Genomic DNA, 12,671 nt, shown 5'->3' with positions numbered 1-12,671 from the left:
CGGTGGTGGTGGGGAATCGTCTGGTTACTTTCGTGCGGGGCTGTAGTTGTAGCCGTAGGCGGCGCAGTCATAGTCAGCGGTGGACGCCTTGCGCAGCACGCCATTGAAGATCGCGCCTTTGATGAGCACACCGTTTTGGCCAAGCCTGCGCTTGCAAGCTTCAATCTCTTTAACGGTGGTCAGGCCGAAACGGGTGACCAAAAGACAGGTGCCCGCCTGACGCCCGACCAGGGTGGCGTCAGTGACGGCAAGGATGGGCGGCGTGTCGACCAGAATCAGGTCATAGAGCGGGGAGAGCTCTGCCAGCATCTTGTTGAAGTTGTCATGCATCAACAGTTCTGACGGGTTTGGCGCCAAGAAGCCGCAGGACATCAGGTCCAGGTTGCGCACTTCAGTGTGGTTGATGACTTCCGTACTTTTAACCCGCGCAGCCAGGGTGTCGGATAACCCGTGCTTGGGGTTCAGGCCGAAGATCTTGTGCTGATAGCCCTTGCGCATGTCGGCATCGATCAACAGCACGCGCCTGCCAGCCTGGGCAATGATCACTGCCAGGTTACTGGAAACGAAAGACTTGCCTGCGCCGGGTGACGGGCTGGAAATCATCAGTACATTGTTGCGGGCTTCGAGCATCGCGAAGTGCAGGCTGGTACGCAGGCTGCGCAAGGACTCGATGGCCAGCTCGGTCGGTGCCGAAACGCTCAGCAGCTTCGACTCCTTGCTGCGTCCCTGACTGTTCTTTTCCAGCCGATCCTGCTGGCGGGAGTAGGGCAGCGATGCGTACACCGGCATGCCAATGTTTTCGATGATTTCAGGGTTTTCCACGCCGCGATAGAACGCCTGACGTACGAACACGGCGCCCACCGCCACTACAGTCCCGAGCAATGCCGCCAGTAGCACGATGAGTTTTTTCATCGGTTTGACCGGCTGTTCGACGTTGGCGTCGGCGTTATCGATAATTCTTACGTTACCGATGCTGCCTGCACGCAGAATGTCCTGTTCCTGACTCTTGTTCAGCATCAGGGTGTAGGTCTGGCTGGTGACCTGCATGTCGCGGGTCAGGCGCAGCAGCTCCTGTTGCGTCACGGGCAAGGCTTCGATTTTCTTCAGCAAGCCTTGTTTCTGAGCTTCCAGCTGGCCCATCTGGTTCATCAGGCCGCGATAGGTCGGGTGTTCGCGGGTGTACAGACGTTCAATCTCGACGCGTTTGAGCTTGAGCTCGGAGAGCATCGAATCCAGCTTGACCACCTGATCGAGTACGCCCTTGGTTTCGATGCTCAGGTCCACGGACTTGGCGCTGGTCTGAAAGTCGTTCAGGGCCATTTCCGAGTCTTCCAGTTGCTTGCGCACGGCAGGCAGTTGCGAGCGCAGGAACTCCAGACGTTGCGCGGCTTCGGCCGAGCTGCGCTCAACGTTCTGGCGCACATACAGGCGGCTGACTTCGTTGAGAATGTGGTTGGCTTTGTCCGGGTCAGGGTCCTGAATAGACAGGTAGATGATGCCCGAGTCTTTGCCAGCCTCGGTGATCTTCAGGCGATCCTGATAAATCAGCGCGGCGGTCAGGGTGCGCAGTTTGGCAACAATGAACTCTGTACCTGGTCGGGCGGAGAGCGCAGCGACCTGAATTTTTGCGCCCTTGCCTTCGACGGTCTGGTTGATGGCACCGCTGAGGATCAGCTTGCGATCTTCGTCATACAGGGAGAAGAAACCCGGTTTGCCCGCGACCAGAATCAGGTTTTCACCCAACAGAGCTTCCGGCACGTCGAGCTGGAATACATCGATTTTTTCTCCACCCCACGCATAGGCTGCCTGGCCAAACAGCGGCTCGGCCAATGCACTGCCGGTGTCCGGTGTGAAGGTACGATTGAGGTAGGGGCCAATCACCGGAAACAGCTTCGGGCGTTGCACGATATTGAGCTTGAGGTCTTCCACTACTTTGCCCAGAACCGCACGGGACTTGATCAGTTCGATTTCTGTGGTGGCCTGGGACACTGACATGGGTTTACCGGATACCTCGGGGGTGCCCTCGATGCCGATTTTTTTCGGTTCGATCTGGATCATCGCGTTGGCCTGGTAGATGGGCGTTGAGAGCAACGCATAGGCCACACCCGCGAGACTGAAGAGGGCGACGATCAGGATGATCAGGCCCTTATGGTCAAATAGTGTGCGCAAGATAGTTGCCAAATCGATCCGGGAGTCCTGGTAGTAATCCAGGGAAGAGCGGTTCATAGCGGTCATTTATCTTGTTTCTCCTGACTGAAGAAAAGGTAGCCAGTCGTCGACGCATCTCGAGAGCTGCTCGTAGGTCTGTTCAAAGGCTAATTTGGGTTGCCGATAGGGGTCGGCGATTTCCAGCTGTTGTTGCCATTTGCCAATCAGAAACGTTTTGCCGCGCACTTCCGGGGCCAGCCTCAACACGCTGCTTTGCTGAGAGGTTTCCATCAGCAGAATCAGGTCGGCCTTGTGCAACATTCCCCTGTCTATCTGGCGGGCCTGATGCCGGGGTACTGAAACCTGATGCATCTGCAAGACCGCTTCGGCGAGGGGATCCATGGGCGAACCGAGCATGGCGTGAGTCCCGGCCGAGGCCACTTGCAGGTGCGGCGCGACGCGTTGCAACAGCAGTGCCTGAGCCATGGGGCTGCGACAGATGTTGCCGACGCATATCACCAGAACGTTACTGAACATGGCCTTTGCTGACCGAGGGCACCAACCTCTTGCCGAGGTTGATGCTCATGTTGCGAACAGCCATCAGCAGCGCGCGCAGCTTGTGCATAGGGCCAAGTGCCGACAGGGAAAGGCAGAAGACCTGCATCAGGAAGTATTCGTACAACTCCTGATTGCCGCAGCGCTGGTAATAGTTGGCCAGACTGCTGCTGGTCTGCAGGCTCATGTGCAGTTTGCGTTTGTTGCTGCGCATGGAAAAAATCCCGCCCGGATGCACCCGATAGGCTGCCGGTTTGATCTCGGCGAGGAATTTACCTTTGCCGAATGCGCCCAGTAGCGACCACCAGCACATGTCATTGAGCGGTGCGACGGGCATCAGCAGTTCGGGAGGCATATGGCTGAGCATGTTGCGAAAGCACACGGTCAGGGTCGATATTGGTCGCGCTTTTTGCAGCTCCAGAGCACTGGCATCAGCGCGCAGCCTGCCTTGTAGCTGAATGCCGCGCAGACCGTTTTCATCGAAGGCCATGGCATCGTGATAGGTCATCACGTAGTCCGGGTTCGCCTCCAGAAAATCCACCTGGATCTGCAGTTTGCGCGGGTCGGTCCAGTAATCGTCGGCTTCGCAGTAGGCAATGTAGCGACCGCGTGCTTTGGCAAACAGACCGGGCACGCAAGGTCGACCATGCTGGTACTGGTTCACCTGCTCATAGAACGGTCGAATAATGTGCGGATAACGTTGGGTGTACTCGGCGATGATCCGTGCGGTGCCATCAGTCGAGGCATCATCGTTGATCAGGATTTCGAAGTTGAAGGTCGTCTGTTGTGCCAGAAAGCTGTCCAGTGTCTGAGCGATGAAAGCTTCCTGGTTATACGCCGGGCACACAATACTCAGTAACGGTGGCGCGCTCGGTGCGGCTTTTGTTAGGTCATCCATGGCTCACGTACTCGGTTTGCTGAACAAGATGAAAATTTTCGCTGCCAGGGGTTTGTAGCTGGCGGCCACGACAAACAGGGTGATCAGGCCGCTGACCGCCAGGCCCAGAAAAATACTGAGGCGATCTTCGCCAGCGATCATTCGCAACAGCGGTTCGCTGAGTGCCAATCCGACGGCGGTCATCACGCTGATGCGCAGAATGTCGCGCAGCCACTGGCCATGGATGCCCGGCGCTAACCGGTGGTGGACGATCATCGGCCAGATCGCAAACGACACGGCTCGCAGAAGGAACCAGGCTATTGCTGCGCCATACGCGCCCTGATAACGAATGGCGTAAAACATCACCGGCAGAGTGACGATGGCTGAAATCACGCTGTACCAGATGTGCAGGCGAAGTTGCCCATAGGCGTATTGCAGATAGAACTGGAAGGCGCTGATGGCCATGATCGCGCTGCCCAGTGAGTACCAGCAGAGAATCTGCTGGCTCCATTGCGCCGCAACCCAGTCGCCGGTCCAGGCGTAGATCAGGTAGTTGCCGTGCAGGCCGATCAACGCCGCCAGTGGAAACAAAAAAGTGCAGGCGAATCGGTTGGCGGCCAGAAGCAGGGCGTGCATTTCGTTTTGCCGCCCCTCGGCCACCAAAACGGTCATGCGCGGCAACAAGGCCTGCACCAGTGGGTTGGTGAGCATCATGATGCCGGTGGTGATCAGTGCCACCAGTGAGAAGTAACCGTATTGATCCAGTGGCAGCAGATCGGACAGCAACACCTTGTCCATCTGGGTCAGCACAATCCACAGCACCGAGGTCAGGGTCATGCTTGCGGCAAACGGAATGATCGGTTTGACCAAAGCCCGGTTGAAGCCGGTAAGCAGATGCGGAGTCGGCATCTGCTGGTATGCCCTTGCGGCAAAAATCAGAGTTTCGATCAGGCCGACCGCGGCCTGAAATTCAAAGAAGTCCTCGGGATCCTGAGAGTAGGTACTAACCAGCAGCAGGCCGCCGAAATAGCGCAATGTCGCGATGATGATGTTGGCGATATTCAGCCAGGCATGTTGCTCCAGGCCCTGAATACCACTTTTGTACAGGGTCGCGTAAAGGCGAAGCGCGACTACTAGTCCCATCAGGCTGATGCAGTGAATCAGCGTTTCGGGCTGCAGCTCTTTTGCGTTGAGCCACTGCAGGGCAATCCACGGGCTGCTCAGGTAAATCCCGATGCAACAAAGCAGCGCCATGGGCAGAAAAATGATTTCGAACGAGCGCAGCAACTGCCCGGAGCTACGGTCACGGGCAAGCGTACCCTGCTGATGGGCGACGGCACGCACCAGGGCCGGTGACAAACCCGCATCGAGCAGCAGCAACCAGGCCTGCATCACGGCGAAAAAACCGATCAAACCATACGCCTCGGCACCCAGATGACCGAGGTAGAACGGCATGATCAAGATCCCCACCAGCAGAACGTAGGCCTGACCGGCATAGTTCAACGCGGTGTTACGGATGACCGAGCGACTCTTCGCCATGGCGCTTATATAGCCTGAGCGATGAGTGAACTGCGGTAGTGCACGTTGCTGACACTGCACTCTTCGATCAAGGTATTGATGACTTTTTCCTGATCACTTTTTTGCAGGCCGGGATAAATCGGCAGGCACAGCACGCGCTCGCTCAACGCACGGGATTCGTGCTGAGGAACCTGTGGTTGCAGGTATTCAAGTGTGTCCAGCGACGGGTAGAAGTAGCGGCGCGGATTGATGTCGCGATGATTAAGGGCGGTGCGCACGCGCAGCAGTTGTTGTTCATCGCGAAACGCCACCGGGTAGTAGCTGTTATTGAGCTGGCTATCGGCCTGGACTTGTTGCAGATCCAGATAGTTTTCCAGCCGGGCGGTGTATCGGTGAGCAATCTCGGCGCGTTCTTCGAGAATGTTCTCGATGTCATCAAGGATGCACAGACCCATGGCCGCAGAAAATTCGTTGAGCTTGGCGTTGATGCCAATACCATCGATCTTGTCGACGTCTGCAATACCGAAGTTGCAAAGCAGGTAGGCGCGTTTCGCAACCTCGTCATCGTTAGTGATGATCGCGCCGCCTTCAATAGTGTGGAACAGCTTGGTGGCGTGGAAACTCAAGGTGCTGACGTCGCCCCAGTTAAGTACCGACTGACCCGCATGGCGTACGGCAAAAGCATGGGCACCGTCGTAGACCACTTTGAGCTTGTGTTTGAGGGCGATTTGTTCGATCTGCTCGACGGCACAAGGATTGCCGAATACGTGCGTGCCGACGATTGCCGTTGTATCGGACTGAATGCGGCTTTCGATGTGAGCCGGGGAGATGTTCCAGGTACCGGGATCAATGTCGGCAAATAGCGGGCTTATACCCTCCCATTGCAGGGAGCTGCTGGTAGCGACAAAACTGAACGGTGTAGTAACCGCGCTGCCACTCAGGTTAAGTGCCCGATAGGCAACTTGTAATGCGAGCGTGCCGTTGTTGGTCAGGATGATATGTTTGACGCCCAGATAATCCTTCAGACGTTCTTCCAGCTCGCTCACCAGAGGCCCGTGGTTAGTCAGCCAGCCTCGAGCATAAATCCCTTCGACATAGCTTTTGAACTTGTCGATATCGCCCAGATAAGTTTTCGTTACGTTGATCATCGAAGCCTCCATGTTTGACGTTTAACGCAGGTGTCAGAGCGATTTGCCAGGTGTAACTTCTGATGAGCCAGTGCCAGCTTTGCGGCTGGCGCGCCGGGCACGACGTTGATTGATTTGCAGGATCAGCCGGGTGGTCAGACTGCCCGCATGCGGGTCGCCAAAATGGAAGATGGCTGTCGCTCTGGTGACCTCCGGGCCGCAAGGCTTGTTGGCATGCAGCGACCTGTAGCCCCAGAACACATAGATATCGCCAGGCTTGAGCGTCAGCGTTTCAGGTTTCACCCAACCTCGCTCAATAGCCATTACCAGCAACTTGCGGCTAAAGGCGTTCTGGATCAGTGCCTTTTCGATGGCGTTGAATACGGCGTTGCGCCGTATTTTGCGCAAATTGGGGAACAGCATCAGATCACCGCGCTCATCCCCTTCAGTCGGGATGAATACGGGTACCAGCACCGTGACCAGGCTGGCGTCAAAGTGGAAGCTGTTGGATTCGCGGCGTCCCTGGTTACCCTGGACACAACGCAGCACCGGGAAAATCTGCGAGCTGGCAGCGTCTACGCCAGTGGCGCAGCGATAAAGATTGGCGAGCATTTGCTGGAAGTCCGCAGACTCCCATAGCGAAGACAGCGGGCTTTGTGAAAGCAGCTTTTCACCGTGATGAGCAAAGTATTCACCCCGGTGTAATTTCGCCTGGGCCTCGGTGTAGGCACGCAGCAGTTGCAGCTCGTTGGCATCAAGCGCACCGCTGATCTGGCTGAAACCCTGGGCATTGATTTGCTCGCTGACTTGCTTGATCCGTAACGGATCCATAGCGAATGAAGATCGCATCAATTCCAATCCCTGAAGTTGAAGATGAACCCGTTAAGTCAGACGTTTTGTCTGGCACTTTTTGATTTATTTGCACGCTCGCCCACGCTACCGCCCGAATCGCTTGATCCAGTGCGCAGGAAACTTCAACTTGGTACTGCGAATACCTTAATTAGCTGCCTGACCCCGCCACACAAACTGCGGGCCAAGCTACCGCCCCCTCGACTACATTCTGCAGTTGAGCGATTTTCCGTTAATCAAAGGACGGCCACCGGCGCTAAAAACGCGCCGTGCAGATAACTAACATGAGGCAAATCAAGAAGTGTGTTGGCTGAACATTTCCTGCGCGTTGCTCTTTGGCAACGCTGCACGGGCTAGGAAATGTCTGACACGCATATATATCGTTGTCCTCAAGCTTTCTGTCAAATTATTTCGTCAACATTCTGTTAAATTTTTGATAAGTGGTTTGTAATATTACTTAAGTTGTTGAATTTAAAGGAGTCAAAAAAACATCGCTCGCACTGCTTCGGTGCAATGACGGTTTTTGGGCACTCAGCACGTCGTTGTTCATAGGCGTTGTGTAAACGCAGTAGTCGTTTTTTTAGCGCCAGAAGTTAGTCGTTAGTGATACTTGATAAATAAGTGGCCCAGATACCTGTCTTGTTATCAATGGGTGTTGTTACTCACCATTCAAACGAGTTAAACGTTTCCGCAAGAACTCTTATTGTCAGGAGCATGGCGCGATAGGTGAACGAAAGCCTGGTGTGCTGCCCATCAGCGTGTGAAGCCTGTTTTGGGCATGGATCGTGCGTGGGTCTCTGAGGACCCAATTGGGCATATATTCTTTTATGGAATATATAAATAATAATTAATAATTTTTTGATCTATGAAGATTCGTGCATGATGTTCTACAAGATCCGCTTTCGAATGTCGCAGGAATCGCGACTCGTATTACGCAAACAGTCCGGCCTTCCGGGCTGTGCATTTCAAGGTGATTTTCATGAAAAATCTTGCGCTGTATTTTGACTACGCTGCTACCACACCCGTTGATGAGCGTGTCATTGAGGTCATGGTGCAATGCCTGGGTCGGTCCGGGACTTTTGGCAATCCGGCGTCCAGCTCACATGCTTATGGACGTGACGCACGATCAGCCGTAGATGTCGCACGCCAACAGGTGGCTGATCTGGTAGGCGCGCGCCCGGAGCAGATCATCTGGACTTCAGGCGCAACCGAGTCGAACAATCTGGCGTTGAAGGGCGTTGCCCAAAGCTACGCCGAGCGCAGTGGCCGCACGGCGGGGCACATTATTACCAGTCAGATCGAACACAAGGCGATCCTCGACACTGCGCAACAGTTGCAGCTGGCAGGCGTTGAGGTGACCTATCTGGCACCGGATGCCAATGGTTTGATCTCTGCGCAAGCGGTAGTCGAGGCTTTGCGCGAGGACACTTTTCTGGTGTCGTTGATGCTGGTCAACAACGAGCTGGGCACGCTTAACGATATCGCCCAAATCGGTAAGCATGTGCGCGAGCATGGCGCCTTGTTTCATGTCGATGCCGCTCAGGGCGCAGGCAAGGTCAGGATTGATCTGTCCGAACTGGCGGTTGATCTGATGTCCTTCTCGGCCCACAAGATCTATGGCCCCAAAGGTATCGGTGCCCTGTATGTCGGGCCGCGGGCCGAACAGCGCGTACAGGCGCAGATCCACGGTGGCGGACACGAAAGCGGTTTGCGTTCAGGCACGCTGGCCACCCATCAGATTGCAGGCATGGGGGCGGCGTTTGCGCTGGCCCAGACGTTGTTCGACGAGGAGGCGGCTCACATCCAGCAGTTGAATCAGCTTTTATGTACACGGCTGGCCGATGTTTCCGGTTTGCGTATCAACGGGGATTCGGTACAGCGAATTGCTCATACGTTGAGTCTGACTTTTGGCAACAACGATCTGGACATTGCCGCTCTGGGGAATGGATTGGCTTTTTCCTCGACCTCCGCCTGCAACTCGGCAAAAAACACGCCCTCGCATGTGCTGCTGGCGCTCGGTCATGACGCCAAGGCCGCCAGTCAGACTATTCGCTTGAGCCTCGGGCGCTTCACCAGCGCAGAGGAAATCGAGCAGGCAGCCTCGCTGATCAAGTCCTCACGACTGCAACCTGCGTTCTGGGCGGTTGCTCACTCCTGACAGGTGCTCCATTATCTGCCCGCAAGAGATTAATTTTTTCGGGTCAGCAGGAGAATCAATGAGTACGCAATCGAAACCCGGCGCAGCCGTCGTACAACGCTTGGCGCAGACACGGGCCTTGATGAGCCGCGAGCGTATTGATGCTTATCTGGTGCCTTCAGCCGACCCGCATCTTTCCGAATACCTGCCGGGCTACTGGCAGGGGCGCCAATGGTTGTCGGGTTTCCATGGTTCTGTGGGAACGCTGATTGTGACTCAGGACTTTGCCGGGCTTTGGGCGGATAGTCGCTATTGGGAGCAGGCAGCTAAAGAATTGGCGGGCAGTGGCATCGAACTGGTCAAGCTGCAGCCAGGGCAACAGGGGCCTCTGGAGTGGCTGGCCGATCAGGCCAAGGCTGAAACTGTCGTGGCGGTTGATGGGGCAGTATTGGCGGTTGCGTCCTCACGAACTCTCGCGAGCAAGCTCTACGAGCGAGGCGCGAGGCTACGTACAGATCTGGATTTGCTCACCGAGCTGTGGGCCGATCGGCCAGCGTTGCCGGTCAGTCCGGTTTTTGAGCACTTGCCGCCTCAGGCATCGGTAAGGCGTGTCGAAAAGCTGGCCCGTCTGCGTCAGGTCATCGCTGAGCGTGGGGCAGATTGGCACTTCATTGCCACCCTGGATGACATTGCCTGGTTGTTCAATCTGCGTGGCTCTGATGTGTCTTACAACCCGGTGTTCATTTCCTTCGCTTTGATTGGGCCGAATGGCGTCAGTCTTTTCGTCGACTCAAGCAAGTTGAGCGCGGGGGTGCGTCTCAGTCTTGAGCAGGACGGCATCACGTTGCTCGAGTACACCCAGATTGGTGCAGCCCTGCGCGAAGTGCCTAAAGACGCGCGTCTGTTGATTGACCCGGCCAGGGTCACGTGCGGCTTGCTGGACTACTTGGATGCTGAAGTTACGCTGGTCGAGGGTCTGAACCCGACGACGTTGTTCAAATCACAAAAAAGCGAAGCCGATACCGCGCATATTCGTCAGGCCATGGAGCAGGACGGGGCGGCGCTGTGCGAGTTCTTTTGCTGGCTGGATTCGGCGTTGGGCCATGATGCTGTCAGCGAATTGACCATCGACGAAAAGCTTGGGCAGGCTCGTCAACGTCGTCCAGGCTACATTTCACCCAGCTTCGCGACCATCGCGGGTTTCAATGGCAATGGGGCTATGCCGCATTACCGTGCGACGCCAGATGAGTACGCGCAGATCGAGGGAGACGGTTTGCTGCTGATCGACTCCGGGGGGCAGTATCTGGGGGGGACTACCGACATCACGCGTATGGTGCCTGTCGGTAATCCGAGTGCAGAGCAGAAGCGCGACTGCACGAGGGTCTTGAAAGGCTTGATCGCTCTATCTCGCACTCATTTCCCCAAAGGCATTTTGTCGCCGCTTCTGGATGCGATCGCTCGGGCACCAATCTGGTCTGAGGGAGTGAATTACGGGCACGGTACCGGACACGGTGTCGGGTATTTCCTGAATGTTCACGAGGGGCCACAGGTTATCGCCTATCAAGCACCGGCTACGCCGCAAACCGCGATGCTTCCGGGCATGATTACCTCTATTGAGCCGGGTACTTATCGTCCGGGACGCTGGGGAGTACGGATAGAGAATCTGGTGATCAACCGCGAGGCGCAGACGACCGAGTTTGGCGAGTTCCTGCGGTTCGAAACCCTGACGTTGTGTCCGATCGACACCCGTTGTCTGGAGGTGGAGTTGCTGAGCCTTGAGGAGAGGACATGGTTGAATGATTACCACGCCCAGGTGTGTCAGCGCTTGAGCCCCCTGTTGCAGGGCGCTGCGCTTGAATGGCTACGTCTGCGTACGGTGGCGGTTTGATGGAAGCGGTGTAGTGTCAGGTAAGTGGCGGGCGGTAACACAACCGCCACTTTTCCTCATTCGGTCTTCGCGGGCTTCTTGCAGATGATGATCATGCTGCGACTGGTATAGCCCGCCGGATTCAGGCCGAAAGGGTAGTCGCCGGGGTCTTCTACACCGTCGCCGGATTTGGCGATGACTCTGTAGTTTTTCGAAACGCAGGAGTCGGCTGCCATGGCGTAACACTTCTGCCAGGAAGACGACAGACCTGAGCAGTTGATGTGAATCCCTCGCTTTGTCTGTTTTACAGGGGCTGAGGTGGCGGCGCAGCCTGTGATTATTAGTGTTGTCAGCGCTATAAAAATGTACTTCATTGCCTTCCTTACTCTGGCTTTCATTGAAGGCCAGTGCCCAGCCTGAATACGATTACTCGGTAAGATGATCTGGCTTCTGCCAATAGCCTGAGCGGTCAGGGCGTAGCCATGTCCTAAACATGGCTCAACAGCGTTACAAATGCTAGTGACATCTCATCTTTGGGGGAAAGATATCTTCAGTCTGCCGGGACTAATTGTGCTGTTTCGCGCCGTGCTGTAAGGGTGGCGCCTGCTGAGGCCATGATAATCGCACCAATGGCCAGCCATTGCGTAATGGTCAGGTGTTCGTGAAGGAAGAGCATCCCCGACAAGGCACCGAATGCTGGCTCCATACTGGCCAGGGTTCCAAATGTTCGGGCGGGCATCCGGGTCAGTGCGACCATCTCCAGGCTATAGGGGAGGGCAGTGGACAGGATTGCGACACCAATGGCGGTAGGAATCAATCCAATGTCAAATATTGCCCAGCCTGCATGCACCGCTCCGATCGGGGCGATGAATATGGCCGCAATCAGAACGCCCAGCGCTGCTGTTTGAATGCCGTTATCTTCGCCGGCTTTTTGCCCGAACAGGATGTAGCCGGCCCAGCAGACTCCTGCACCTAAAGCGTAAGCCACGCCGGTTATGTCAAGGCTCGCGCTTTCTTCTCCTGTCGGGATCAGCAACAGCAGGCCTGTTACGGCGAGTGCGATCCATACGAAGTCGAGCGCTTTGCGCGAGGCAAACAGAGCAACCGCCAGCGGCCCCGTGAATTCGAGCGCCACGGCTATTCCCAAAGGGACGCTACGCAGCGACATATAGAAGAGGAAATTCATCCCTCCCAGAGCGATTCCATAGAACACGACCGTGCGCAACGACCTTGCAGTAAGTCTGGCGCGCCAGGGTCTTAGAACCAGAAGCAGAATAATGCTGGCAAAGATCAGCCTTAACGAAGTCGTGCCCTGCGCGCCGACTACGGGGAATAACGTCTTGGCCATTGAGGCCCCGGTCTGGATAGAGGCCATGGCAATCAACAATAAGCCAATAGGGAACAGTGTCTGTGAAAGAGGACGAAGATGGGTGCTCATCGGGAAGGGTGTTCCAGTTAGAGGGCAGTGGCGCAAAGGCTATATGATGCTTAAGAAGCTGGATTTGCGCAATATAATGCTCAGCCTGGATTGTTCTTCTTATATAGGTAATCCATTTGCAGCATTTTTGATAAAAGTCTGAATTAAGGGTTGAC

The 12,671-nt window shown here is 55.7% G+C and carries 10 protein-coding genes; 2 read left to right on the top strand and 8 right to left on the bottom strand.

What is annotated here, in order from left to right:
- Positions 1 to 24: 24 nt before the first annotated feature.
- From AUC60_RS24030 to AUC60_RS24005, 6 genes are read right to left on the bottom strand one after another with little or no spacing between them, the layout of a single operon-like run.
- A complete protein-coding gene (locus AUC60_RS24030; RefSeq protein WP_087273577.1) occupies positions 25 to 2,235 on the bottom strand; it encodes a polysaccharide biosynthesis tyrosine autokinase in 2,211 nt (736 codons plus the stop codon).
- Entirely contained in the window at positions 2,236 to 2,685 is a 450-nt protein-coding gene (locus AUC60_RS24025) for a low molecular weight protein-tyrosine-phosphatase (RefSeq protein ID WP_087273575.1), read from the bottom strand.
- Complete coding sequence (locus AUC60_RS24020; protein ID WP_087273573.1) at positions 2,675 to 3,601, bottom strand: glycosyltransferase family 2 protein; 927 nt, start codon at positions 3,599 to 3,601, stop codon at positions 2,675 to 2,677. The genes AUC60_RS24025 and AUC60_RS24020 overlap by 11 nt, the downstream gene beginning before the upstream one ends.
- A gap of 3 nt (positions 3,602 to 3,604) precedes the next feature.
- Positions 3,605 to 5,119 (bottom strand): lipopolysaccharide biosynthesis protein, encoded by a 1,515-nt coding sequence (locus tag AUC60_RS24015; protein WP_087273571.1) that lies wholly within the window; start codon positions 5,117 to 5,119, stop codon positions 3,605 to 3,607.
- A 5-nt stretch (positions 5,120 to 5,124) separates the two neighbouring features.
- Positions 5,125 to 6,246: a DegT/DnrJ/EryC1/StrS family aminotransferase gene (locus AUC60_RS24010; RefSeq protein ID WP_087273569.1), complete on the bottom strand. Its 1,122-nt coding sequence runs from the start codon at positions 6,244 to 6,246 to the stop codon at positions 5,125 to 5,127.
- A gap of 33 nt (positions 6,247 to 6,279) precedes the next feature.
- Positions 6,280 to 7,074 (bottom strand): hypothetical protein, encoded by a 795-nt coding sequence (locus AUC60_RS24005; protein WP_087273567.1) that lies wholly within the window; start codon positions 7,072 to 7,074, stop codon positions 6,280 to 6,282.
- Positions 7,075 to 8,053: 979 nt separating this feature from the next.
- Here AUC60_RS24005 and AUC60_RS24000 point away from each other — a divergent pair.
- Both AUC60_RS24000 and AUC60_RS23995 read left to right on the top strand, forming a co-directional pair.
- A complete protein-coding gene (locus AUC60_RS24000) occupies positions 8,054 to 9,232 on the top strand; it encodes a cysteine desulfurase family protein (protein WP_087273565.1) in 1,179 nt (392 codons plus the stop codon).
- A gap of 58 nt (positions 9,233 to 9,290) precedes the next feature.
- Entirely contained in the window at positions 9,291 to 11,099 is a 1,809-nt protein-coding gene (locus tag AUC60_RS23995) for an aminopeptidase P family protein (protein WP_087273563.1), read from the top strand.
- A 56-nt stretch (positions 11,100 to 11,155) separates the two neighbouring features.
- On the opposite strand, the gene AUC60_RS23990 is transcribed toward AUC60_RS23995, so the two are convergent.
- Both AUC60_RS23990 and rhtA read right to left on the bottom strand, forming a co-directional pair.
- The gene (locus tag AUC60_RS23990; RefSeq protein WP_087273560.1) at positions 11,156 to 11,452 is read right to left on the bottom strand and encodes a hypothetical protein; all 297 of its coding nucleotides are present in this window, start codon (positions 11,450 to 11,452) and stop codon (positions 11,156 to 11,158) included.
- Between the two features lie 176 nt (positions 11,453 to 11,628).
- A complete protein-coding gene (gene rhtA / locus AUC60_RS23985) occupies positions 11,629 to 12,516 on the bottom strand; it encodes a threonine/homoserine exporter RhtA (RefSeq protein ID WP_087273558.1) in 888 nt (295 codons plus the stop codon).
- Positions 12,517 to 12,671 lie beyond the last annotated feature (155 nt).

The sequence above is a fragment of the Pseudomonas caspiana genome (genome assembly GCF_002158995.1).
Taxonomy (GTDB): Bacteria; Pseudomonadota; Gammaproteobacteria; order Pseudomonadales; family Pseudomonadaceae; genus Aquipseudomonas; species Aquipseudomonas caspiana.
This window is presented reverse-complemented; position numbering and strand designations above follow the sequence as displayed.

Bases quoted from the DNA above. Each gene is read 5' to 3' on its own strand.
- AUC60_RS24030 (WP_087273577.1), bottom strand. From the start codon at position 2,235: ATGACCGCTATGAACCGCTCTTCCCTGGATTACTACCAGGACTCCCGG.
- AUC60_RS24025 (WP_087273575.1), bottom strand. From the start codon at position 2,685: ATGTTCAGTAACGTTCTGGTGATATGCGTCGGCAACATCTGTCGCAGC.
- AUC60_RS24020 (WP_087273573.1), bottom strand. From the start codon at position 3,601: ATGGATGACCTAACAAAAGCCGCACCGAGCGCGCCACCGTTACTGAGT.
- AUC60_RS24015 (WP_087273571.1), bottom strand. From the start codon at position 5,119: ATGGCGAAGAGTCGCTCGGTCATCCGTAACACCGCGTTGAACTATGCC.
- AUC60_RS24010 (WP_087273569.1), bottom strand. From the start codon at position 6,246: ATGATCAACGTAACGAAAACTTATCTGGGCGATATCGACAAGTTCAAA.
- AUC60_RS24005 (WP_087273567.1), bottom strand. From the start codon at position 7,074: ATGCGATCTTCATTCGCTATGGATCCGTTACGGATCAAGCAAGTCAGC.
- AUC60_RS24000 (WP_087273565.1), top strand. From the start codon at position 8,054: ATGAAAAATCTTGCGCTGTATTTTGACTACGCTGCTACCACACCCGTT.
- AUC60_RS23995 (WP_087273563.1), top strand. From the start codon at position 9,291: ATGAGTACGCAATCGAAACCCGGCGCAGCCGTCGTACAACGCTTGGCG.
- AUC60_RS23990 (WP_087273560.1), bottom strand. From the start codon at position 11,452: ATGAAGTACATTTTTATAGCGCTGACAACACTAATAATCACAGGCTGC.
- rhtA (WP_087273558.1), bottom strand. From the start codon at position 12,516: ATGAGCACCCATCTTCGTCCTCTTTCACAGACACTGTTCCCTATTGGC.